This window comes from Arenimonas alkanexedens (genome assembly GCF_054781355.1).
In genome coordinates, this window is sequence record NZ_BAAGUO010000002.1 from 257,245 (window position 1) to 278,565 (window position 21,321).

Annotated in this window: 22 protein-coding genes and 1 pseudogene; 11 read left to right on the plus strand and 12 right to left on the minus strand. The window is 69.3% G+C overall.

What is annotated here, in order from left to right; all coding sequences use genetic code 11:
• Position 1: 1 nt before the first annotated feature.
• The 6 genes from queA to ACYVGY_RS05790 all read right to left on the minus strand — a co-directional run bounded on the left by queA (position 2) and on the right by ACYVGY_RS05790 (position 5,196).
• The gene (gene queA / locus ACYVGY_RS05765; protein WP_460456516.1) at positions 2–1,066 is read right to left on the minus strand and encodes a tRNA preQ1(34) S-adenosylmethionine ribosyltransferase-isomerase QueA; all 1,065 of its coding nucleotides are present in this window, start codon (positions 1,064–1,066) and stop codon (positions 2–4) included.
• Between the two features lie 29 nt (positions 1,067–1,095).
• Complete coding sequence (locus tag ACYVGY_RS05770) at positions 1,096–1,641, minus strand: DUF7010 family protein (protein WP_460456517.1); 546 nt, start codon at positions 1,639–1,641, stop codon at positions 1,096–1,098.
• Positions 1,642–1,732: 91 nt separating this feature from the next.
• Positions 1,733–2,335: a response regulator gene (locus tag ACYVGY_RS05775; RefSeq protein WP_460456518.1), complete on the minus strand. Its 603-nt coding sequence runs from the start codon at positions 2,333–2,335 to the stop codon at positions 1,733–1,735.
• Entirely contained in the window at positions 2,332–3,441 is a 1,110-nt protein-coding gene (locus ACYVGY_RS05780) for a sensor histidine kinase (RefSeq protein WP_460456519.1), read from the minus strand. The genes ACYVGY_RS05775 and ACYVGY_RS05780 overlap by 4 nt, the downstream gene beginning before the upstream one ends.
• A 52-nt stretch (positions 3,442–3,493) precedes the next feature.
• The gene (locus ACYVGY_RS05785; RefSeq protein WP_460456520.1) at positions 3,494–4,267 is read right to left on the minus strand and encodes an ABC transporter permease; all 774 of its coding nucleotides are present in this window, start codon (positions 4,265–4,267) and stop codon (positions 3,494–3,496) included.
• A complete protein-coding gene (locus ACYVGY_RS05790) occupies positions 4,264–5,196 on the minus strand; it encodes an ABC transporter ATP-binding protein (protein ID WP_460456521.1) in 933 nt (310 codons plus the stop codon). Before ACYVGY_RS05790 ends, ACYVGY_RS05785 begins: the two co-directional genes overlap by 4 nt.
• A gap of 234 nt (positions 5,197–5,430) precedes the next feature.
• Between ACYVGY_RS05790 and ACYVGY_RS05795 the strand changes: the two genes are divergently transcribed.
• Positions 5,431–6,933, plus strand: coding sequence for an aminotransferase class III-fold pyridoxal phosphate-dependent enzyme (locus ACYVGY_RS05795; RefSeq protein ID WP_460456522.1), 1,503 nt, complete (start codon positions 5,431–5,433; stop codon positions 6,931–6,933).
• A gap of 27 nt (positions 6,934–6,960) precedes the next feature.
• Here the strand turns inward: ACYVGY_RS05795 and ACYVGY_RS05800 are convergent, their stop codons facing one another.
• Together ACYVGY_RS05800 and ubiH are read right to left on the minus strand one after the other, a co-directional pair.
• Positions 6,961–8,142, minus strand: coding sequence for an FAD-dependent oxidoreductase (locus tag ACYVGY_RS05800; protein WP_460456523.1), 1,182 nt, complete (start codon positions 8,140–8,142; stop codon positions 6,961–6,963).
• On the minus strand, positions 8,139–9,350 hold the full coding sequence (gene ubiH / locus ACYVGY_RS05805) for a 2-octaprenyl-6-methoxyphenyl hydroxylase (protein WP_460456524.1): 1,212 nt from the start codon (positions 9,348–9,350) through the stop codon (positions 8,139–8,141). Before ubiH ends, ACYVGY_RS05800 begins: the two co-directional genes overlap by 4 nt.
• 106 nt (positions 9,351–9,456) lie before the next feature.
• Between ubiH and ACYVGY_RS05810 the strand changes: the two genes are divergently transcribed.
• Genes ACYVGY_RS05810 through ACYVGY_RS05820 form a run of 3 tightly spaced genes read left to right on the plus strand, consistent with a single transcriptional unit; the run spans position 9,457 to position 11,523 of the window.
• Entirely contained in the window at positions 9,457–10,035 is a 579-nt protein-coding gene (locus tag ACYVGY_RS05810) for a hypothetical protein (protein WP_460456949.1), read from the plus strand.
• Between the two features lie 7 nt (positions 10,036–10,042).
• Positions 10,043–10,597 carry a cob(I)yrinic acid a,c-diamide adenosyltransferase gene (locus ACYVGY_RS05815; protein ID WP_460456525.1) on the plus strand — a complete coding sequence of 185 codons (555 nt, stop codon included), beginning with the start codon at positions 10,043–10,045 and terminating at the stop codon, positions 10,595–10,597.
• A 2-nt stretch (positions 10,598–10,599) separates the two neighbouring features.
• Positions 10,600–11,523: a histone deacetylase family protein gene (locus ACYVGY_RS05820; protein ID WP_460456526.1), complete on the plus strand. Its 924-nt coding sequence runs from the start codon at positions 10,600–10,602 to the stop codon at positions 11,521–11,523.
• Here the strand turns inward: ACYVGY_RS05820 and msrB are convergent.
• Positions 11,510–11,905 carry a peptide-methionine (R)-S-oxide reductase MsrB gene (gene msrB / locus ACYVGY_RS05825; protein WP_460456527.1) on the minus strand — a complete coding sequence of 132 codons (396 nt, stop codon included), beginning with the start codon at positions 11,903–11,905 and terminating at the stop codon, positions 11,510–11,512. The two genes, ACYVGY_RS05820 and msrB, sit on opposite strands and share 14 nt — an antisense overlap.
• Positions 11,906–11,976: 71 nt before the next feature.
• Here msrB and lptD point away from each other — a divergent pair, with 71 nt between their 5' ends.
• The 7 genes and pseudogenes from lptD to ACYVGY_RS05860 all read left to right on the plus strand — a co-directional run bounded on the left by lptD (position 11,977) and on the right by ACYVGY_RS05860 (position 19,120).
• Positions 11,977–14,205, plus strand: a complete 2,229-nt coding sequence (gene lptD, locus ACYVGY_RS05830; RefSeq protein WP_460456528.1) for an LPS assembly protein LptD — start codon at positions 11,977–11,979, stop codon at positions 14,203–14,205.
• A 39-nt stretch (positions 14,206–14,244) separates the two neighbouring features.
• On the plus strand, positions 14,245–15,549 hold the full coding sequence (locus ACYVGY_RS05835) for a peptidylprolyl isomerase (protein WP_460456529.1): 1,305 nt from the start codon (positions 14,245–14,247) through the stop codon (positions 15,547–15,549).
• Between the two features lie 5 nt (positions 15,550–15,554).
• On the plus strand, positions 15,555–16,526 hold the full coding sequence (gene pdxA / locus ACYVGY_RS05840; protein WP_460456530.1) for a 4-hydroxythreonine-4-phosphate dehydrogenase PdxA: 972 nt from the start codon (positions 15,555–15,557) through the stop codon (positions 16,524–16,526).
• Positions 16,523–17,335, plus strand: a complete 813-nt coding sequence (gene rsmA / locus ACYVGY_RS05845; protein ID WP_460456531.1) for a 16S rRNA (adenine(1518)-N(6)/adenine(1519)-N(6))-dimethyltransferase RsmA — start codon at positions 16,523–16,525, stop codon at positions 17,333–17,335. Before pdxA ends, rsmA begins: the two co-directional genes overlap by 4 nt.
• Positions 17,336–17,344: 9 nt before the next feature.
• Entirely contained in the window at positions 17,345–17,725 is a 381-nt protein-coding gene (gene apaG / locus ACYVGY_RS05850; RefSeq protein WP_460456532.1) for a Co2+/Mg2+ efflux protein ApaG, read from the plus strand.
• Between the two features lies 1 nt (position 17,726).
• Positions 17,727–18,557 (plus strand): annotated as a pseudogene (locus tag ACYVGY_RS05855) (symmetrical bis(5'-nucleosyl)-tetraphosphatase); the annotation flags it as partial.
• Positions 18,558–18,652: 95 nt separating this feature from the next.
• The gene (locus ACYVGY_RS05860) at positions 18,653–19,120 is read left to right on the plus strand and encodes a hypothetical protein (RefSeq protein ID WP_460456533.1); all 468 of its coding nucleotides are present in this window, start codon (positions 18,653–18,655) and stop codon (positions 19,118–19,120) included.
• Positions 19,121–19,135: 15 nt separating this feature from the next.
• On the opposite strand, the gene ACYVGY_RS05865 is transcribed toward ACYVGY_RS05860, so the two are convergent.
• From ACYVGY_RS05865 to lgt, 3 genes are read right to left on the minus strand one after another with little or no spacing between them, the layout of a single operon-like run.
• The gene (locus ACYVGY_RS05865) at positions 19,136–19,615 is read right to left on the minus strand and encodes a dihydrofolate reductase (RefSeq protein WP_460456950.1); all 480 of its coding nucleotides are present in this window, start codon (positions 19,613–19,615) and stop codon (positions 19,136–19,138) included.
• Positions 19,616–19,620: 5 nt separating this feature from the next.
• Complete coding sequence (locus ACYVGY_RS05870; RefSeq protein WP_460456534.1) at positions 19,621–20,415, minus strand: thymidylate synthase; 795 nt, start codon at positions 20,413–20,415, stop codon at positions 19,621–19,623.
• Positions 20,415–21,305, minus strand: coding sequence for a prolipoprotein diacylglyceryl transferase (gene lgt, locus ACYVGY_RS05875; RefSeq protein ID WP_460456535.1), 891 nt, complete (start codon positions 21,303–21,305; stop codon positions 20,415–20,417). The genes ACYVGY_RS05870 and lgt overlap by 1 nt, the downstream gene beginning before the upstream one ends.
• Between the last annotated feature and the right edge of the window lie 16 nt (positions 21,306–21,321).

Here is a 21,321-nt window from a genome sequence, read left to right on the forward strand (position 1 = left end):
CTCACGGCGCGGCCTCCGGATAGAGCAGCATGGCGTCCCCGTAGCTGAAGAAGCGGTATCGCTCGCGCACAGCATGGGCGTAGGCCGCCAGGATGCGCTCGCGGCCGGCGAAGGCCGAGACCAGCATCATCAGCGTGCTTTCGGGCAGATGGAAATTAGTCAGCAGCGCGTCCACGCTGCGGATCCGCTTTCCCGGGAACAGGAAGATGTTGGTATCGCCCGCGTAGGGCTTGAGCTCGCCGTCGCGCGAGGCCGTCTCCAGGGCGCGCACCACCGTGGTGCCCACCGCGACCACGCGGCCGCCGGCGGCGCGGGTGCGCTGCACCTGCTGGCAAAGCTCGGCGCCGACGTTGAGCCATTCGCTGTGCATCTGGTGGTCGTGGATCGATTCCACCCGCATCGGCTGGAACGTCCCCGCGCCGACGTGCAGGGTCACGTGGCCGAACTGCACGCCACCCGCCTCAAGCGCCGCCAGCAGCGCCTGGTCGAAATGCAGGCCGGCGGTGGGGGCGGCCACGGCGCCGGTATGGCGGGCGAACAGGGTCTGGTAGCGCTCCAGGTCAGCCTCGCCGGCCTCGCGCTGGATATAGGGCGGCAGCGGCATGCGGCCGGCGCGCAGCAGCAGCTTCTCCAGCGGCTCGTCGGTGAGGAAGCGCAGGCGATAGAACTCGCCCTCGCGACCGAGCACCTCCAGCGTCGTGCCCTCGTCGAGCGTGATGCGCCCGCCGGGCTTGGGCGACTTGCTGGCGCCCACCTGGGCCAGCACCTCGTGGCCACCCAGCAGTCGCTCGAGCAGAATCTCGACCCGGCCGCCGCTGTCCTTGGTGCCGTGCAGGCGTGCCGGGATCACGCGGGTGTCGTTGAACACCAGCAGGTCGCCGGCCTGCAGGTATCCGGGCAGGTCACGGACCTGGCGATCGGCGTAGGGCGGCGCGCCCGGCGGGACGACCAGCATCCGGCTGGCCGAGCGCTCGGCCAGCGGCGCCTGGGCGATCAGCTCGGACGGCAGGTCGAAATGGAAATCGGACTTTTTCAATGCGTACGAAAGCGGCAGCGGGGCCCGCATTATCGCCGGGAATGGCCGTCACCGCTCGATCAATGCGTGGGTTGCACCCCACGCCGATGCTGCAACAGGCAGGCGATGCCGAAGACGGCCTCGAGCACGGCGCCCGCCAGAGCGCCCACGAACGCCGTGGCGTTGAAGTAGGCCAAGGCGAAGCCGGCGCCGGCCAGCACCAGGCCCAAGGCCCAGTAGAGCCGCATGCCATAGAGGGTGGCGAACACCAGGTAGCGGCCGCCAATGATCAGGAGCATGGCCGGGAAGAACAGGGCCGGCTGCCGCAGGCTGAGCAGGTAGGCGATGGGCAGGCAGAAGATGAGCCAGAACGTACTTGACCCCGCCAGCTCGCCGAGCGGGTTGTCCTTCGCATGCGTGCCGCGCGACCCCAACAGCCTGCACAGGAGCAGGCCGACCGGATAGATGAACATCCCGCCGATAAGAAGCGCCCAGACGGCTTTCTGGGGCGAGGCCAGGGCGGCAAACCCGGCGGCGGCGAACCAGGCCAGGGAGGACGCCAGGATGCCCGTGGCTCCGCTGTAGTAGCCCTGCCGCATATCAGACTGCGCTTGCTTGACGGACATATCCAATGCTTGGATTCCTTGTAGTGGCTGTGTGGGCGAACCGGTTTCTGGATCCTTGCCAGCGGTTTCCCACGGCCTCGAACGGGTGCCCTCAGAGCCAGCCCTTGGCCCGGGCCACCCGATACGCCTCGATGCGATTGGCGGCGCCCAGTTTGCCGATGGCCTCGGATAAATAATTGCGAACCGTGCCGTGCGAGAGATGCAGCCGCTCGGCGATGTCGGCGCTGCGCGCGCCCTCGCCCGCCATCCGCAGGACCTGGCGCTCGCGCTCGGTGAGCGGGTCTTCCTCGCCCCAGGCCGCCACCGCCAGCTGCGGGTCGATCACGCGACCCCCGGCATGCACCTGGCGCAGGGCCGAGGCCAGCTGGCCCGAGGGCGCGTCCTTGAGCAGATAGCCGCGAACGCCGGCATCGAGCGCGCGGCGAAGATAGCCCGCGCGGGCAAAGGTGGTGATGATCACGACGCGCGTAGCCAGCCCGGCGTCGCGCACCCGCAGCGCCAGGTCCAGGCCCGTCGGGCCGGGCATTTCGATGTCCGTGACCAGCAGGTCGGGCGCCTGCTTGCTTACTGCGACCCAGGCGGCGTCGCCGTCGCCGGCTTCCGCTACCACCTCCAGATCCGTTTCCAGGCCCAGCAGGGCCGCCAGGGCGCCGCGCACCATGGCCTGGTCCTCGGCCAGCACCAACCGGATCATGCCTGCGCTCCCAGCGCGGGGCGCGGCAGCGTGATTTGCAAACGGGTGCCGGCGCCGCGCGGGCTGTCCACGTCCAGCTCGCCGCCAAAGGTCGCCAGCCGCTCGCGCATGCCGGCCAGGCCATTGCCGGGCGCCTCGACGCCGCCGCGTCCGTCGTCAACGATGACCAGACGCAGCAGACCGCCCTCGGCCACCAGCTCAACCTCCACGCGGCGGGCGTCCGCGTGCCGCAGCACATTGGTCACCGCTTCGCGCAGCGCCATGGCCAGGGCAGACTCCAGCGCGGGATCGAGCGCTACCGGCGCCAGCCGCTGGTCCAGGTGTACGTCGGCCGACAGCAGCGCCAGCCGCGCCGCCGCCAGCTCCGCCTCTAGCCCGGTGGCGCGAATGCCCACCACCGCTTCGCGCACCTGGGCCAGGGCCTGGCGCGCCACGCTTTCTACTTCGCCGATCTGGGCGCGCGCGGCGGCGGGGTCGGCGTCGATCAGGCGCCCCGCCAGTTCGCTCTTGAGCGCCACTACAGACAGCGTGTGGCCGAGCAGGTCGTGCAGGTCGCGACCGATGCGCTCGCGTTCGGCCATCGCCGCCAGGCGCGCCACTTCGTCCTGGGTCAGGCGCAGCTCGGCGTCGCGGCGCTGGCGGGTGCGCGTCATCAGGACGCCCGCGACCACCAGCACGCAGATCACCGTCGCCATCGCGCTGTAGGCCAGCGCCATCGACGGAGGCAAGGACTGGACGTAGACCAGCGACATCGCCGCCACCATGCCCGCGCACGCCATCAAGGCCACTCGCGCCGGCAGTACCGCCGCCGCCATCGCGCAGGCGTAAATCACGAAGGTGTTGCCGCCCGGTTGGATCGCGATCAGCCCCAGCCCCAGCACAACCGTGGCCGCAACCAGCACCCACTGGCGCTGACCGCGCCAGCGTCGGAACGTGAAATAGATTGGGATGAACAGCGCCGAGGCGGCCACGCTGGCCCACCAGGCTGTCGCCGGCGCCTGGGGCCAGAACAACAGCGGCAGGAACACGAAGGGTAGGTAGGCCAGCCCCAGGATGGGACGTCCCATCAGCTCGTCGAAAATCTCGTTGCGATCCGTCTGCGGCATGGCGGCCCCCCTCGGCCGGGACATTATCCGTTTTTCAAGCATGGCCGCCGGCTCAGCCACGCCGCAGACGCATCGCCGCCAGCGCCAGGAACACGGCGGTGGTGGCCAGCAGTACCGCGACATGCAGCCCGTAGCGCACGTCCTGCGCCTGCCCCACCACGCCCAGCGCCATCCGGCCCAGGTGCCAGGCCGGCCAGAGCACGGCCAGCTTCTGCATCAGCACGGGGAAGGCAAAGATCGGAATCCAAAGGCCCGACAGCACCGACATCGGCAGATAGACCAGGTTCACCAGTGCCACCGCGCCCTGGCCGCGCACCAGGGTGCCCAGCCACAGGCCCATCGCGCAGAAAGGCAGGGTCCCCAGCAACAGCGTGGCGACCAGCAGGCCCCAGGTGCCGGGCGCCATCCGCACGCCGCCCGCGAGCACGGCGGCGATCGACAGCAGGCACACCACGACCAAGCCGACCACCAGGCTCATGGAAATCTTGGCGAGGAAGTACACCATCGTCGGCATCGGCGAGACGCGCTTGAGCTCAAGCCAGCCTTTCTCACGCTCGATCGCCAGGCCGACGCCAAAGCCGAACAGCGCCGGGCCGATCACGCCGAACACGCCATAGGTCGCCAGCAGGTAGGCCGCGCGTTCCAGCCCGCCCCACTTGCCGGGCAGCACCACGGCGAACAGCAGGTAGAACACCAGCGGGAACAGCAGCGTCGGCAGGGCGAAGGCTGGCTGGCGCAGCACCGACAGCAGCTCGTACCAGGACTCCAGCGCCTGGATACGCAGCAGTGAACCGGCCGGACGTGCGCTGGGAAGCGAGGCAGTCATGCGGCTTGCTCCAGGGGGCCGGCGGCCGCCTTGTCTTGGGTCAGGGAGACGAAGGCCTCTTCAAGGCTCAGCGGGCGGACTTCCAGCTCCGACAGGCCCGGGTCGGCGGCCAGCCAGCGGCGCAGCACCTGCTCGGCTTCGCGCGTCACCAGCTCGGTCAGGCCGGCGCCGGCCTCCGCGCGCAGCACGCCGGGCCAGGCCGCCAGCTCGCGGCGGTCGATGACCGTGCGCGCGCGCAGCCGCTTGCCGTCGGCGCGGGCCTTGATGCGGGCCGGGCTGTCGTCAGCCAGGATGCGGCCACCCGCCATCAGCACAATGCGGTCGGCGAGCGCGTCGGCCTCCTCCAGGTAGTGCGTGGTCAGGACGATGCCGGTGCCTTCGTCGCGCAGCTGGCGCAGCACGGCCCAGAAGCCGCGGCGCGATTCGACGTCCAGCCCGACCGTGGGCTCATCGACGAACAGCAGCGGCGGCCGCCCGCAGATCGCCAGCGCGAACTGCACGCGCCGCTTCTGTCCGCCCGACAGTTCGCCATAGGGACGGCGGGCCAGGTCGGCGACGCCGGCCAGCGCCAGCGTGTCCGCCAGCGGCCGCGGCGAGGTGTAGTAGCTGGAGAACAGGCGCACGTGTTCGGCCACGCGCAGGGTCTCGGGCAAGTCGCCGTCCTGCAGCATCACGCCGATGCCGAGCCGAACACGGGCATCGCGCGGGTCGCCTCCGAACAGCTCGGCGCGCCCGGCGTCCGGGCTGATCCGACCCGTCAGCAGCCCCAGGGCCGTGGTCTTGCCGGCCCCGTTGGCGCCCAGCACCGCGAGCACTTCACCGGCGTGGACCGAAAGATCAACGGCGTCGAGCGCCTGGATGGCGCCGTAGCGCTTTCCAGCGGCGTACAGCCGGGCGATGACGGGAGCAGAGCTCGATGGGGGCAGCATGGCGGGCCTCCTGAAGGGACGCGGCCAGTGTCCCGACCACCCCCGGCGGCAGGCAGTGGATGGCGTCACCGATCGCGGCTGACACCTGTCATGCCAGGCCACCCGGATTCAAACGGATGGGGGTTACGCGACCCTGACCGCAGTGGTAATATCCGCCGCAAGTATTTGATTTTCAACGTAAGACCTGGCGCGCGAGGAGTCTCCTCGCGTTTTGCATTGGGTCCGGAGCTCGCCATGAATCTGATCGACACCCTCAAGCCCCTGCGCAGCCACGCTGGCCAGGTCCGCACGACCGGCCTGGACGACGCCACGCTGCTCGACCTCGCCGGTCGCTACCCGGACCTGGTGGAAGCGGTCGAAGCCGCTGTCGCCCAGTACGCCGTGATCGCAGGCGAATTCAGCGACCTGCTCGACCTCGACGAGCAGGCCCAGATCGACGCCGTGCAGGCAGGCTTCGTCAATTTCTATCCCGACGATGCGGTCAACCCCTACGTCGCGATCGCCGCGCGCGGCTCCTGGGTGGTCACGCTCAAGGGCGCGGTCATCCACGACTCCGGCGGCTACGGCATGCTCGGCTTCGGTCACACCCCGAAGGCCGTGCTGGCCGCCATGGCCCAGCCGCAGGTGATGGCCAACATCATGACCCCGTCGCTGTCGCAGCTGCGCCTGGTTCGCGCGCTGCGTCAGGAGCTCGGCCACACCCGCGGCGGCTGCCCGTTCGCGAAGTTCCTGTGCCTGAATTCGGGTTCGGAGTCGGTGTCGCTGGCTGGCCGCATCGCCGACGTCAATACCAAGATCCACACCGATCCGGGCGGTCGCCACGCCGGCAAGCGGGTCAAGCGCATCGCGGTCAAGGGCGCCTTCCACGGCCGCACCGAGCTGCCGGCGCTGTACTCCGACTCCTCGCGCAAGAACTACCTGCAGCACCTCGCCAGCTACAAGCACCACACCGAGCAGCTGATCACCATCGAGCCCTATTCAATCGAAGGCCTGAAGCAGGCCTTCGCCGACGCCGAAGCCAACGGCTGGTACTTCGAGGCGATGTTCCTCGAGCCGGTGATGGGCGAAGGCGACCCGGGCCGCGCGGTGCCGCCGGAGTTTTATGCGGTTGCGCGCGAGCTCACCAAGGCGCACGGCACCCTGCTGCTGGTGGACTCGATCCAGGCCGGCCTGCGCGTACACGGCGTGCTGTCGATCGTCGACTACCCGGGTTTCGAAGGCCTGGAAGCACCGGACATGGAAACGTATTCCAAGGCGCTCAACGGTGGTCAGTACCCGATGTCGGTGCTTGCCGTGAACGAGCGCGCCGCCGACCTGTACCGCAAGGGCACCTACGGCAACACCATGACCGCCAACCCGCGCGCGCTGGATATCGCCGCCACGGTGCTGGGCCAGCTGACGCCGGAACTGCGCCGGAACATCGTTGATCGCGGCCAGGAGTTCCTGGACAAGATCAATGCGCTCAAGGACGAGCTCGGCAACGGCCTCATCACCAAGGTCCAGGGCACCGGCCTGCTGTTCTCCTGCGAACTGCATACGGACTTCAAATGCTTCGGCACCGGCTCCACCGAGGAGTTCATGCGCGAGCGCGGCATCGGCGTGATCCACGGCGGCACCAACTCGCTTCGTTTCACTCCGCACTTCGCGGTCACTTCCGGCGAAGTGGACCTGATGGTGGCCCACATCCGCCACGCCCTGCTGCACGGTCCGCGCAAGTCCCAGGCCGCCGCGGCCTGAGGCACCCGGCGCGGCGCTTGCCGCGCCTCAGACCCCGGCAGCCCGCCGCCAGAGCGCGCGGGTGACGGGCGCCAGACGGCCCACCAAGCCCAGGGCATGGCCACGCAGCAAGGTCGGCAACAGCGCATCATTGCTGAATACCCGGTTGATCGCCTCGAACCCATGCGCCGCCAAGGCGTTCTCGCTGCGCCGGCTGCGTTCCCAGCGGGCCAGGCGATGCGGCGAGGCGAAGTCAGCCTGCACCTGCGCGGCTCGCTGCCACAGTGAACGCAGCGCGGCCACGTCGCGCAGCCCCAGGTTCACGCCCTGCCCCGCCAGCGGATGCACCGCGTGCGCCGCGTCGCCGACCAGCACAACGCGACCCGCGACGTAGCCTTTGGCCAGCTGCCGCCGGAGCGGGAACGCCGCCCTCGCCGACACTGACGTCACTTCACCCAGGCGCGCATCGAAGGCGCGGGTGAGTTCACGCGCGAAGCTCGCGTCATCCAGGGCCAGCAGACGCTGCGCGTCCGCCTCGGGCAGGGTCCAGACGATCGAACTGCGGCCATCGGCACAGGGCAGGAAGGCCAGCGGACCGGTCGGCAGGAAACGCTGCCAGGCGGTGTCCTCGTGCGCCTGCTCGGTGCCGACGTAAGCGACCAGGCCGCGCTGGCCATAGTCGTGCGCGTCAGTCTGCAGCCCGAGTTCGGCGCGCACGCGCGAACCGGCGCCATCGGCCCCCACGACCAGCCGCGCACGCAGGCGCTGGCCGTCCTCGAGTACCGCGATGGCCGCCTCGGCGTCCTGCTCCAGCGTGGCCAGACGCGCCGGGAAAATCCGCCGCAGCGACGGCTCGCGCCCGCAGGCCGCCCACAGCCGGTCAACCAGCAGACCGTGCTCGACGATATGGCCCAGGTGGTCGCGTGCCAGGGTGTCGGCATCGAAATCGAGCTCGCCGCCGCCGGCCGCGTCCCAGACCCGCATGCGCCGGTAGGGATGCGCGCGCGCCGCGCGGATCGACGCCCACGCGCCCAGCTCATCAAGCAGGGCCGCGTTGTCGGGCGCGAAGGCGTAGACGCGCAGGTCGGCGTCGTCGGGCGACCAGGCCGGCGGCGCCTGCGCCTCGACCAGAGCGACCCGCAGGCCGTCGCGCGCGGCCGCGAGCGCGGTGGCGCTGCCGACCACGCCGGCACCAATCACCACCAGGTCCAGCATCTCGCGCCGGCTCATGGCCGGCTCCTTGAAAGGGTCGGCACCCGGCCACGGAAGCCCATCGCGCCGGCCACCAGCGGATCGGCCAGCCCCGGCAGGCGGCCCAAGGCCAGCAGGCCCAGCGAACGCAGCACGTGCAGCGGGAACGCATCGTTCGAGGTGATCCGCGCCAGACCGTCGCTGAAGGCCAGGGTGCGCTCGCGATCCTCCCGGCGCGCTTCGGCATAGGCGGCAAGCAGTGCGGGACTGCCGGGATCGTCGCCCGCCAGCACCTCGGCCAGCGTCAGGGCATCGCGCAGGCCGAGGTTGAAGCCTTGCGCCCCGATCGGATGCAGGGTTTGGGCGGCGTTGCCCATCACCACGCCGCGGGGTGCGGTCAGCCGTGAGGCCACCCGGCGCGCGATCGGATACGCGCTGCGCTGGCCGCTGCGGATGATCCGGCCGGCACGCCAGCCGAAACGCTGCTGGAAATAGTCGGCGTAGCCGGCCTCGTCCAGCGCCAGCACCGCGTCCGCGTGTTCGTGGCGCACGCCGCAGATGGCGCCGTAATGGCCACCCGCCATCGGCAGCAGGGCCACCGGGCCCTCGTCGGTGAAGCGTTCGTAGGCGGTGCCGTCGGGCGAACGATCGGTGGCGATGCTGCACACGACCAATGTCTGGCCGTAGTCATGATCTTCGGTGTCGATGCCCCAGGCGGCGCGCGCCAGCGAGTGGCTGCCGTCGGCGGCCACCAACAGCCGGGTGCGCAGGCGACGGGTTTCGCCGTCCTGGGACAGGGTCACCGCCGGGCCATCGGCGTCGGGTTCCACGGAAATGACGCGCGCGGGGCGGTATCGAACCAAGTCGGCGCTATCCGCCAGCCGCGACTCCAGGGCCTGCCCCAGCTCACGCGCCAGCACCACGCCACCGAACTGCGCGCGCCCGTGGTCGGCGGCGGCCAGGCGCACACTGCCGAAGTCGCCGGCCCGGCTGACGTGGATGCGTTCGATAGGGGTCGGCGGCGTGGCCAGTCGCGGCAGCACGTCCAGCACCGCCAGCGCGTTGAGGCTGGCCAGGGCCAGCGCCAGCTTGCGCTCGTCAAAGCCGGGTGCGCCGGCCTGCGGTGCGCTGGCCTCGACCTGGGCCACGCGCCAGCCGCGGCCCTGCAGGGCACAGGCCAGCGAACTGCCTACGAGGCCGCCGCCGAGGATCAGGATGTCGTGGTCGAAGCCATTATTAGCGGGCATGGCGCGATGATACGCGCCCGCCCGGTGAAGACGCATGCATGGCCCGCTCGGGGCGCAGTTCGTCTAAAATGCGGGTCAGACCTCCGGAAGCCTGCTCATCATGACTCTGACCCTACGTTCGCGACTGGCCCTTTTCCTGGTGCTTGCCGCCGTCATGGCGGCGACCCGGCTGAACCATTTCGGCCTGGTGCCCGATGCGTCCTGGGCGGTGTTCTTCGTCGCCGGCTTCTATTTGCGCGGCAGCGCGCGCTGGGCGTTCCCGGCGCTGATGGTGCTGGCGGTCGCGGTTGATTACGCGGTAATCCGCGCCAGCGGCCTGAGCTTCTGGAGCCATTACTGCGTTTCCCCGGGCTACTGGTTCCTGGTGCCGGCGCATCTTGCGATGTGGATGGGCGGCAGCCTGGTGCGGCGCAGCTACCGCGGCCTCGCCCCGAAAACCCTGGCGCTGCTGGTGGTTTCGGTGTTCGCCAGCGTCGCCGTCTGCCACTTCTTCGCGCAGGGCGGCTTCTATTGGCTGGCCAGCGCCGTCGCCGAGCCGACCGTGGCCGGCTGGGCCAAAAACTACGCCGATTGGTTCCTGCCCTACCTGCGCAACGCCAGTGCCTACGTGGCGATCGCCGCGGTCGCGCACGTAGCCGCCGTACTGGTGCTGGCGCGCCGCGCGCCCGCCGTCGCCACCCGCTGAGGCCGCCATGGGCAACCGCCTGTCAAAGATCTATACCCGCACCGGCGATGACGGCAGCACCGGCCTGGGCGATGGCTCGCGCGTGGCCAAAGACTCCGCCCGCGTCACCGCCTACGGCACGGTCGATGAAGCCAACTCGGCCATCGGCCTGGTCCTGGCCTGCGACCTCCCCGAGGCCGTGCGCAACGTGCTGGTTTCGGTGCAGCACCAGCTGTTCGACCTTGGCGGCGAGCTCTGCATCCCGGGCCACGCCGCCATCCGCGACGCCGACATCCAGCGCCTCGAGGACCAGCTCGACGAATTCAACGCCGACCTGCCGCCGCTCAAGGACTTCATCCTGCCCGGCGGCGGCCTGGCCGCCGCGCACTGCCACCTGGCGCGCACCATCTGCCGCCGCGCCGAACGCGAGACCGTGACGCTGTCGCATCACGATGCGGTGCGGCCGGAAGCCATCCGCTACCTCAACCGCCTCTCGGACCTGTTGTTCGTGATCGCCCGCGTGCTGGCACGCGCCAGCGGCCATGGCGAAGTGATCTGGAACCACGAGCGCCGGAAGCGCTAAGCGTGCTGTTTTACACGCACCCCGCCTGTCTGGCGCATGACCCGGGCGCCGGCCACCCGGAGTGCCCGGCCCGGCTTGAGGCGGTGCTGCACGCGGTCCGCGCCAACTTCCCGATGACGCCCTGGCGCGAGGCGCCGCGCGCCAGCCGCGACGCCCTGCTGCGCGTGCACACCCGCGACCTGATTGCGCGCGTACTGGACACGCCCTTCGACGACGCGCTGCGCCTGGACGAGGACACCGCGATGTCCCTCGACTCCCCCGAAGCCGCCATGCGCGCCGCTGGCGCTGGCATCGCTGCGGTGGACGCCGTGATGGCCGGTGACACCGACCACGCCTTCTGCGCGGTGCGGCCACCCGGCCACCACGCCACCGGACCGGTAGCCATGGGCTTCTGCCTGTTCAACTCGATCGCGGTCGCCGCCGCACACGCCCTGCACGCCCACGGGCTCGAGCGGGTGGCGATCATCGACTTCGACGTCCACCACGGCAACGGCAGCCAGGACATCTTCGCCGACGAGCCGCGCGTGATGTACGCCAGCTCGCACCAGCATCCGCTGTATCCGAATTCAGGCATGGCGAACGAGCGCGGCGTCGGCAACGTGGTTAACGCGACGCTGTCGCCCGGCACCGACGGCGCGGCGTTCCGTCACGCCTGGCGCGAGCATCTGCTGCCGCAGGTCGACGCTTTCCGTCCGCAGTTGGTGCTGGTGTCGGCGGGTTTCGACGGGCATCGCCTGGACCCGCTGGCCGACCTGATGCTCGAGGCCGATGACTACCGCTGGCTCAGCGCCGAACTCGCGGCGCTGGCCACGCGCCACGCCGGCGGACGCCTGGTGTCCATGCTCGAGGGTGGCTACAGCCTGACGGCGCTGCGGGCCTGCAGCGTGGCCCACCTGCAAGGCCTGGCGGGCCTCAGTCCGGCTTGAAGTCCAGCGACGCCGAGTTGATGCAGTAACGCAGCCCGGTCGGCTGCGGGCCGTCGGGAAATACGTGGCCCAGATGCGAATCGCAGGCCGCGCAGCGCGCTTCCACCCGCTGCATGCCCAGGCTGTCGTCGCTGTGTTCATCGACCACGCCAGCCGCCACCGGCCGCGAATAGCTGGGCCAGCCGCTGCCCGAGTCGTACTTGTCCACCGACGAGAAAAGCGCAGCGCGGCAGGCGGCGCAGACATAGGTGCCGGTGCCGTGGTGGTTCCAGTACTTGCCGGTGAACGCGCGTTCGGTCTCCGAACAGCGGCAGATGGCGTACTGTTCGGGACTGAGTTCGGCCCGCCACTGTTCGTCGGTTTTCTCGACCTTGCCGCCCATTGCCGCTGCCTCCGTGTTGCCCCATCAGGCGCCTTGGGCCAAGCTATCATGTCTTTTCCAGGGATGCCTCCGTGCGCCGTCAAGCCCTTCGACTGCTTCCCCTTTGCCTGGCGATCGCCGGTGCAGCCCGCGCACAGGACCCCGCCCCCGCTGCCGACTGGGCCCTGTGCCCTTCGCCCGACGGCATGCCGCTGTTCCAGCCGCTGGTGGCGCCGACGGATGCCGCGCCCGAGGCGATGGCGCCGGCCACGGACATCAGCGCCGAATCGCTCGACGTCAGCGGCCGCGAAACCACCGTCTTCGAAGGCAAGGTCGAGCTGCAGCAGGGCCGCCGATGGCTGGCTGCCGACAAGCTGACGTATTCGCACGAGAGCCAACGCTACGTCACCGAAGGTGAAGTGCGTTACCAGGACAAAGGCATCCGCTTCACCGCCAAGCAGGCCGCCGGCGACCAGAAGGCCGACGTCATCACCCTCGACGGCGTGCAGTACCAGTTCAACCAAAATGCCGGCAATGGCAAAGCCGAGCGGGTCACCCTGCGCGGCGAGCTTGGCCAGATGTCCAACGGCACCTATTCCACCTGCCCGCCCGGACAGCGGCAGTGGGAGTTCTCCGCCAGCCAGATCGACGTGGACCAGGAAGAGGCAATGGGCACCGCCCGCAACGCCACCCTGCGTCTGGGCGGCGTGCCGGTGCTGTGGCTGCCCTACCTGCGCTTCCCCACCGACGACCGTCGTCGGACCGGGCTGCTGTCGCCCAGGCTGGGCTTCGACGAGCGCAATGGCTTCGACTACGAGCAGCCGATCTACCTCAACCTGGCGCCCAACTACGACGCCACCCTGGTGCCGCGCTGGATGTCGCAGCGTGGCCTGATGCTGGGCGGCCAGTTCCGCTATCTCACCGCCAGCAGCCGCGGCGTGGTCGAGGCGCACTGGCTGGGCAGCGACGACGAGCCGGGCCGCGACTCCGACCGCGGCGTCGCCTCGCTCCAGCACACCACCTCGTTCGGTCCGCAGTGGTATTTCAACGCGGACCTCAACCATGTCAGCGACGTCTTCTACTTCGACGACTTCAATGACTCGCTGGCCTCGACCTCGATCACTTTGTTGCCCAGCACGGCCGGCGTCTATGGTCGCGGCTTGGGCTGGAGCGCCAGCGTGTCGGCCCAGCGCTGGCAAATCGCCAATCCGCTGGTCCTGGCCGGCACCGAGCCGTATCAGCGCCTGCCCACCGCCGACCTGCGCTGGAACAAGTCGCTGCTGCCCTGGGTCGAGCTCGGCCTGCAGGCTGAAGCCGTGCGCTTCCAGCACGAGACCCTGGCCGGCGGCGAACGCGTTGACCTGCGCCCGACCCTGCGGCTGCCGTTTGGCGGCGCCGCCTGGTACGCCACGCCCGAGCTGTCATGGCGCTACACCGCCTGGTCGCTGGACGCCGGACTGCTGCCGCCGGGCGCCGATCGCAGTCCCAGCCGCAGCCTGCCCATCGCCCGCTTCGACACCGGCGCCTTCTTCGAACGCGAGTTCGACTGGGGCGAAGGCCGCCTGCTGCAGACACTGGAGCCGCGCCTGGTCTATCTCAACGTTCCCTACCGCGACCAGGACGACTTGCCGCTGTTCGACACCCAGCCGCTGACCTTCAGCTGGCCCGGCCTGTTCCGCGACAACCGCTTCGGCGGCGCCGACCGCCAGGGTGACGCCGACCAGGTGACCTTGGCCCTGACCAGCCGCCTGCTCGACACCCGCGACGGCCGTGAACGGCTCAGCGCCAGCGTCGGCCGCATTCACTACTTCGACCCGCCCCGGGTCACGATGCCCGGCGCGGCGCCGCTGTCGGACGACGGTTCGGCCTGGGTTGCCGAGGCCAGCCTGGCCCTGGGCCAGCGCTGGACCGTGGGCCTGGCCCAGCAATGGGACCCCGACCGCGAACGCACCCAGCTCTCGGCCGTTCGCAGCCAGTGGCGTTTCAGCAACGGCGGCCTGGTGAACGCGGCCTACCGCTATCGCGCCGAGGTGCTCGAGCAGGGCGACCTGTCCTTCGCGCTGCCGGTGAACGATCGCTGGCGCCTGCTGGGCCGCTGGAATTATTCGCTGCGCGATCGCGAAACGCTGGAGTCGCTGGCGGGCTTTGAGTGGAAAAGCTGCTGTCTCGCGGTTCGCGTGCTGGCTCGTGAATACATCCGTGAATTCGGCGGCGATCGCAGCCTGGGCATTTATCTTGAGCTGGAGCTGAACGGTGTTGGCAGCCTGGGCCGCGACACGGCCCGTTTGCTTGATGATGCTATCCTTGATTATTCCCGTTGAACCCATGGCGCCGGCCCCGGCGCCGGAGCCACGAACCGCATGAAGAACGCCCTCCACACCCTCCTCGCCGGCTTCCTGGCCCTGGGTTTCGCCCTGGCGCCCGCGCCGGTTTCGGCCCAGGCCACGACCCCGATCGACGCCATCGTTGCCGTCGTTGACGAGGAAGTGATCCTTCGCAGCGAGCTCGATCTTGCTGTCGCCAACATTCAGGCCCAGTACGCCAGCCAGCCCGATCAGCTGCCGCCGCGCGACATCCTCGAGCGTCAGGTACTTGACCGCCTGGTCATGATGCGGCTGCAGCTGGTGCGTGCCCGCAGCAACGGCATCCGCGTCAGCGACGGCGAGCTGACCCAGGCCGTGCAGAGTGTCGCCGGCCGCAACCGCATGACCCAGGACCAGCTGCGCGATCGCCTGCAGCAGGAAGGCCTGGGTTACGAGGAGTTTCGCAACAGCCTGCGCGACGAGCTGCTGATCGAGCGCCTGCGCCAGAGCTACATCCAGTCCCGCGTGCAGGTCAGCGAGGCCGAGGTGGACCAGCTGCTGGCCGTGCGCGAGATCGGCGGCCCCGAAGTGCGCCTGGCCAATATCCTGATCGCCCTGCCCGATGGCGCCACGCCCGAGCAGGTCGCCACCGCCGAGGGCAAGATCGTCGGCATCCGCGACTTGATTGCCAAGGGCGACCTGGACTTCCGCGCCGCCGCGATCCGCTACTCCGACGCGGCCAATGCGCTCGAGGGCGGCGATATCGGCTGGCGCGGCTACGATGCGGTGCCGCCGGCCTACGTCAGCATGATCCAGGCCATGACCCCCGGTCAGGTCAGCGAGCCGCTGCGCGGCCCCAGCGGCTACCAGTTGGTGCAGCTGGTCGAAACCCGCGAAGCCGGTCGCCAGACGGTCACCGAATACAACGCCGAAAGCATCCTGATCCGCATCACCCCAACCCTGCCCGCCGAAGCCGCGCGCCAGAAAGCCGAAGACCTGCACCGCCGCATCCAGGCCGGTGAAGACTTCGGCAAGCTCGCCCGCGAGAACTCCGACGACACCCTGACGCGCGCCGACGGCGGCGATCTGGGCTGGTTCGCGATCAATGCCTGGGGCACGGCGATCGGCAACCAGATTGAACAGCTGGCCGACGGCGCGCTGTCGGCGCCGTTCCAGAGCGAGAGCGGTTGGCATATCGTCCGCCGCCTCGGCATCCGCGAGCAGGATGTCACCGAGCTCAACCGTCGCAACCAGGCACGCGAAGTCATCGGCATGCGCAAGGCCGAAGAAGAGTTCGAGCGTTTCCTGCGCCAGCTGCGTTCCGAGGCCTACGTCGAGACGCGCCTCGCGGCCCAGGGCTGAGTACCGTGAGGACCCGGCTGGCCCTGGTTCCTGGCGAGCCGGCCGGCATCGGGCCCGAACTTTGCGTCCGGCTGGCCCATCAGCCGCCGGATGCCGATCTGGTGGCCTACGCGGATCCCGACGCCTTGATGGCTGCGGCCAAGGCGCTTGGCCTTCCGCTGCGGCTGGTCGACGCCGACCGCCAGCCCGGCCCCGGTGAACTGGCGCTGCAGCCGGTACCCCAAGCGCGCCCCACCCGTTTCGGCCAGCCGGACCCGGAAAATGCCCACGCCGTGATCGCCGCCTTGAACCAGGCCGGCGCCGCTTGCCTGGCCGGCGAGCTCGGCGGCCTGGTGACCGGGCCAGTGCACAAGGCCAACATCAATGCCGGCGGCATCCCCTACCTGGGCACCACCGAGCTGCTGGCCGCACAGGCCGGGGTGCAGGTGGTGATGATGCTCGCCAACCCACACCTGCGGGTGGCGCTGGCCAGCACCCACCTGCCGCTGCGTGCGGTACCCGATGCCATTACCCGCGACGGCCTGGCGCGCACCCTGGGCATCCTGCATGCCGCCCTGGTCCGCGACTTCGGCCTGGCCGAACCACGCATCGCGGTGCTGGGCCTGAATCCGCATGCGGGCGAGGACGGTCACCTGGGCCGCGAGGAGCTCAACGTCATCATCCCCGCGCTCGAGGCGCTGCGCGCCAACGGCATGGCGCTGATCGGCCCGCTGCCAGCCGACACCGCCTTCCTGCCGCAGAAACTCGCGGACTTCGATGCGGTGCTGGCGATGTATCACGACCAGGGCTTGCCGGTGCTCAAGCATTCGGGCTTCGAGCAAGCGGTGAACATCACGCTTGGCCTGCCCTACCCCCGCGTCGCCGTCGACCACGGCACCGCACTCGAGCTGGCCGGCACCGGCCGCGCCGATCCTTCCAGCCTGTTTGCCGCAGCCGCGCTGTGCGCGCGCCTCGCCCACCACCGGAGGTCCGCATGAGCCACTTCAAGGCACCGCCCAAGAAGAATCTTGGCCAGCACTTCCTGGCCGACCGCAGCTATATCGACCGCATCGTGATGGCGGTGGCGCCGAAGCCGGGTGATCGCCTGGTCGAAATCGGCCCGGGCCAGGGTGCCATCACCTTCCCGCTGCTGCGCAAGCACGGCGAGCTGACCGTGATCGAGTTCGACCGCGACCTGATCACGCCGCTGATGGAGGCCTCGGAAGGCGTCGGCCGGCTCACGATCATCCACAAGGACGTTCTGCAGGTGGACTTTGGCAAGTTGGCCGGCGACGAGGGTCCGCTGCGCCTGGTCGGCAACCTGCCCTACAACATTTCGTCGCCGATCCTGTTCCACGCGCTCGAGCACGCGCCGTCGGTGCGGGACATGCATTTCATGCTTCAAAAGGAGGTCGTGGACCGCATGGCCGCCGATCCGGGCAGCAAGGTCTACGGCCGGCTGAGCGTGATGCTGCAGGCCTACTGCACGGTCACTTCGCTGTTCGACGTGCCGCCTGGCGCGTTCCGGCCGCCGCCGAAGGTGGACTCGTCCGTGGTGCGGCTGGTGCCCAAGGCGCCGTCGGAAATCGGCATCGACGACCCGATGCTGTTCGCACGCGTCGTGCGCGATGCGTTCGGCCAGCGCCGCAAGACCCTGCGCAACGCGCTGTCGCAGGTTTGCAGTGGCGCCGATATCGAGGCGGCGGGCCTGCGTCCCGACGCGCGTGCCGAGCAGCTTTCGGTGCCTGAATTCGTGCGTTTGGCGCAATACGTCGGTTCGCTGCCCCCGGCGGACCGTCCTGCGTAGAATGGCGGCATGGAATCCCCGCAGCACGCCATCGAGGTGATTGTCGCGACGCGCTTCCTCGAGGACCAATCGATCCCCGAGGACGACCGCTACGTCTTCGCCTACACCATCCGCATCGTGAACCTGGGCGAGGTGCCAGCTCGCCTGCTCAGCCGCCACTGGATCATCACCGACGCCAACGGCAAGGTGCAGGAGGTCCGCGGCGAGGGCGTGGTCGGCGAGCAGCCCTGGCTGCGGCCGGGCGAACACTTCGAGTACACCTCGGGCGCGGTGCTGGAAACGTCGCTGGGCACCATGCGCGGCAGCTACCAGATGCTGGCGGACGACGGTACCGGCTTCGACGCCCTGATCGACGCGTTCACGCTGTCCATCCCGCGGACGCTGCACTGACATGGCCACCTACGCGATCGGCGATGTCCAGGGCTGCTACGACGCGCTGCAGCGACTGCTGGAAAAGATCCGCTTCGATCCTGCGGCTGACCGGCTGTGGTTCTGCGGCGACCTGGTCAACCGCGGCGGCCAGTCGCTCGAAACGCTGCGCCTGATCCACTCGCTGGCCATCCACAGCACCATCGTGCTGGGCAACCACGACCTGTCGCTGCTGGCCATCTCCACCCGCCGCGAGGCCGACCAGCGCAAGGTCAACCCGGACCTGCAGCGCGTGCTGTTCGCGGACGACCACGAGGTGCTGATCGGCTGGCTGCGCCGGCAAAAACTCTTCCACGTCGACCGCACGTTGGGCTTCGCGATGGTGCACGCCGGCCTGGCGCCGAAATGGACCATCAGCCTGGCCGAGGCGCGCGCGCGTGAGGTCGAAGAAAAACTGCACGGCGACGGTTTCTTCAAGCTGGTCAAGAACATGTACGGCGACAAGCCGGCCTGGTCGCCCAAGCTCACCGGCGCCGACCGCCACCGCGCCATCATCAACATCTTCACCCGCCTGCGTTACTGCACGCCCAGCGGCCGCATCGGTTTCGAGGACAAGGGTCGTCCCGGCACCCAGAAGCCTGGGCTCTACCCTTGGTTCGAAGTGCCGGGCCACATCCCGCGCGAGCTGCCGGTGGTCTGCGGCCATTGGTCCACCCTGGGCCTGTTCATGGGCCTGGGCACGTACGCGATCGACACCGGCGCTGTCTGGGGCGGCAAGCTCACGGCCATGGAGCTGGGCCCCGAGCTGCGCCTGCATCAAGTGCCCGGCCGCGATCCGCCTGACGGCAGTCCACGCGGCGACGACTGAGTCGTTTCGCCCCTTAATTAGTGCAGGGCCTCGGTACGGGCCCGGTAATGTTTTGTTTCAAGCTGCCTGGAGAATCCACCATGTTCCGATGCCTTTCCGCCCTGCTGCTGGCCCTGTGCCTGACCGCCCCGGCCGCCTTCGCGCAGCAACTGTCCGAGGCCGACCAGAAGATGGCCGCGCTTCGGGCCGAAGTCGCCCAGGGCAAGCAGGCCTATGTCTCGCGCCAGCTCACCCTCAATTCGGCCGAGCAGGCGGCGTTCTGGCCCGTCTATGACGAGGTGCAGGAAGGCCTGGCCAGCCTGGCCGAGCGTCGCCGCGCCAATGCCGCGGCCTACGTCAGCGTCGTCGTCGGCGCTGCCGACGAGGATGATGCCGAGGACGTGACCGCCGAGGCCCTCGCCATCGAGCGGGACCAGGCCAAGCTGTTCGAGCGGGCCTACAAGGATCTGAGCAAAGGCCTGTCCAGCAAGCAGTCGATGGCCTACCTGCAGCTCGAGGCGCGCCTGGTCACCCTGCTTCGCTACGAGCTGGCCGCCAGCCTGCCCTGAGCCCGGGCGTCGCGCTCAGCGACGCCGGTACTCGACGAACTCGAAGCCCACCGCATGGCGCGCATCCGCGCCGTGCGCCTGGCGCGACACTTCGCGCCAGAGGCTCGCATCCAAGGGCGGGAAGAACGCATCGGCGCCGTCAACGACGGTGTCCACATGGGTCAGGTGCAGCCGCGTGGCCAGCGGCAGGGCCAGCGCGTAAATCTCGCCGCCGCCGATCACCATCAGCGCTTCGCTGCCGCAGCCGGCCTGCGCCGCGGCCAGCGAGTCCACCGCCTCCATGCCGTCGAAGGGCACCCGGCCACTCCGGGTCAGCACCAGATTGCGCCGACCGGGCAGCGCGCGACCCAGGGACTCGGCGGTCTTGCGCCCCATCAGCACCGGCTTGCCCAGGGTCAGCGCCTTGAAGTGCTTGAGGTCATCGGGCAGACGCCAGGGCAGCGCATTGCCACGACCGATCGCGCCGGCGCGATCGAGCGCAGCCACCAGCACCAGGTCGCTCACACCGCCACCGGGGCCTTGATGGCCGGGTGCGGGTCGTAGCCTTCGATCGCGATATCTTCGAAGCGCATCGCGAACAGGTCAGTCGCCTCCGGCGCCAGCACCAGCGTCGGCAAAGCCCTGGGCTCGCGCGACAGCTGCTCGCGGGCCTGTTCGAAATGGTTGCTGTACAGGTGCGCGTCGCCCAGTGTGTGCACGAAATCGCCCACGCCCAAACCGCAGTGTCGCGCCACCATGTGGGTGAGCAGCGCATAGCTGGCGATATTGAACGGCACGCCCAGGAAGATATCGGCCGAGCGCTGGTAGAGCTGGCAGCTCAGCTTTCCGTTCGCCACGTAGAACTGGAACATCGTGTGGCAAGGCTGCAACGCCATGGCCGGCAGGTCGGCCACGTTCCAGGCGCTGACCACCAGGCGGCGCGAATCAGGATTGCGCTGCAGCTCGGCGATCACGTCGCGCAGCTGGTCGATCTCGACGCCGTCGGGCCCGCTCCAGCGCCGCCACTGCTTGCCGTACACCGGACCGAGGTCGCCGTTGGCGTCGGCCCACTCGTCCCAGATGCTGACCTTGTTCTCGCGCAGGTACTCGATATTGGTTTCGCCGCGGATGAACCACAGCAGCTCGTGGATGATCGAGCGCAGGTGCAGCTTCTTGGTGGTCACCAGCGGAAAGCCGTCGGCGAGGTTGAAGCGCAGCTGCCAGCCGAACACCGAACGGGTTCCGGTGCCGGTGCGGTCGGCTTTTTCCGCGCCGTTCTCCAGCACGTGCCGCAGCAGATCCAGGTAGGCGCGCATCAGGACACCTTGGCGTTGGACAGGTCAGGCTGCAGGGTCGGCGCAGACCGCGAGCGCCACAGCAAGAACAGACCCAGCGCCACCAGCGGCAGCGACAGCACCTGGCCCATGGTCAGCCAGCCGAAAGCCAGGTAGCCCAGGTGGGCATCGGGTTCGCGCACGAACTCGACCCCGAACCTGAAGCTGCCGTATAGCAGCGCGAACAAACCGGACACCGCATAGCGCGGCCGCGGCTTGCGCGAGAACCACCACAGCGCCGCCATCAGCACCACGCCCTCGAGGAAGGCCTGGTAGAGCTGCGAAGGGTGCCGTGCATAGGCATCGAGCGCGCCGGTGGCGTGCAGCTGTCGAAGCTGTTCGACCGGCTGCGCCGCCAGCTCGGCCGGCAGCGCGTCGCGGAACACCACACCCCAGTCGCCGCCGGTCTGCTTGCCCCATAGCTCGCCGCCGATGTAATTGCCCAGCCGGCCGAAGCCCAGGCCCAGCGGGATCAGCGGCGCCACGAAATCCATCACGTCGAAGAAATGACGGCGGTGCTTGCGCGTCCACCAGGCCGCGGCGAGCATCACGCCGATCAGACCGCCGTGGAAGCTCATGCCGCCTTCGTTGATGCGCAACAGCATCCAGGGGTTGGCCAGCAGCGCGTCGAAGGCATAGAACAGCACGTAGCCGATGCGGCCGCCCAGCACGACGCCCAGCATGCCGTAGAACAGCAGGTCGCCGAAGGCTTCTTCGTTGATGTCCGGCAGCCGGCCGGCGCGGATGCGCCGACGACCCAGCCACCAGGCGCCGAGGAAAGCCAGCAGGTACATGACGCCGTACCAGTGGATGCCGTGCGGCCAGAACGGCAGCGGGACGGCGATCGGATCGATGTCGTGCAGCAGGGTCATGCGGACTCCGTGGAAA

What these genes read in the sequence shown, in the direction of transcription:
- queA (WP_460456516.1), bottom strand. Translation starts at nt 1,066, where the DNA reads ATGCGGGCCCCGCTGCCGCTTTCGTACGCATTGAAAAAGTCCGATTTC.
- ACYVGY_RS05770 (WP_460456517.1), bottom strand. Translation starts at nt 1,641, where the DNA reads ATGTCCGTCAAGCAAGCGCAGTCTGATATGCGGCAGGGCTACTACAGC.
- ACYVGY_RS05775 (WP_460456518.1), bottom strand. Translation starts at nt 2,335, where the DNA reads ATGATCCGGTTGGTGCTGGCCGAGGACCAGGCCATGGTGCGCGGCGCC.
- ACYVGY_RS05780 (WP_460456519.1), bottom strand. Translation starts at nt 3,441, where the DNA reads ATGCCGCAGACGGATCGCAACGAGATTTTCGACGAGCTGATGGGACGT.
- ACYVGY_RS05785 (WP_460456520.1), bottom strand. Translation starts at nt 4,267, where the DNA reads ATGACTGCCTCGCTTCCCAGCGCACGTCCGGCCGGTTCACTGCTGCGT.
- ACYVGY_RS05790 (WP_460456521.1), bottom strand. Translation starts at nt 5,196, where the DNA reads ATGCTGCCCCCATCGAGCTCTGCTCCCGTCATCGCCCGGCTGTACGCC.
- ACYVGY_RS05795 (WP_460456522.1), top strand. Translation starts at nt 5,431, where the DNA reads ATGAATCTGATCGACACCCTCAAGCCCCTGCGCAGCCACGCTGGCCAG.
- ACYVGY_RS05800 (WP_460456523.1), bottom strand. Translation starts at nt 8,142, where the DNA reads ATGAGCCGGCGCGAGATGCTGGACCTGGTGGTGATTGGTGCCGGCGTG.
- ubiH (WP_460456524.1), bottom strand. Translation starts at nt 9,350, where the DNA reads ATGCCCGCTAATAATGGCTTCGACCACGACATCCTGATCCTCGGCGGC.
- ACYVGY_RS05815 (WP_460456525.1), top strand. Translation starts at nt 10,043, where the DNA reads ATGGGCAACCGCCTGTCAAAGATCTATACCCGCACCGGCGATGACGGC.
- msrB (WP_460456527.1), bottom strand. Translation starts at nt 11,905, where the DNA reads ATGGGCGGCAAGGTCGAGAAAACCGACGAACAGTGGCGGGCCGAACTC.
- ACYVGY_RS05835 (WP_460456529.1), top strand. Translation starts at nt 14,245, where the DNA reads ATGAAGAACGCCCTCCACACCCTCCTCGCCGGCTTCCTGGCCCTGGGT.
- rsmA (WP_460456531.1), top strand. Translation starts at nt 16,523, where the DNA reads ATGAGCCACTTCAAGGCACCGCCCAAGAAGAATCTTGGCCAGCACTTC.
- apaG (WP_460456532.1), top strand. Translation starts at nt 17,345, where the DNA reads ATGGAATCCCCGCAGCACGCCATCGAGGTGATTGTCGCGACGCGCTTC.
- ACYVGY_RS05860 (WP_460456533.1), top strand. Translation starts at nt 18,653, where the DNA reads ATGTTCCGATGCCTTTCCGCCCTGCTGCTGGCCCTGTGCCTGACCGCC.
- ACYVGY_RS05870 (WP_460456534.1), bottom strand. Translation starts at nt 20,415, where the DNA reads ATGCGCGCCTACCTGGATCTGCTGCGGCACGTGCTGGAGAACGGCGCG.
- lgt (WP_460456535.1), bottom strand. Translation starts at nt 21,305, where the DNA reads ATGACCCTGCTGCACGACATCGATCCGATCGCCGTCCCGCTGCCGTTC.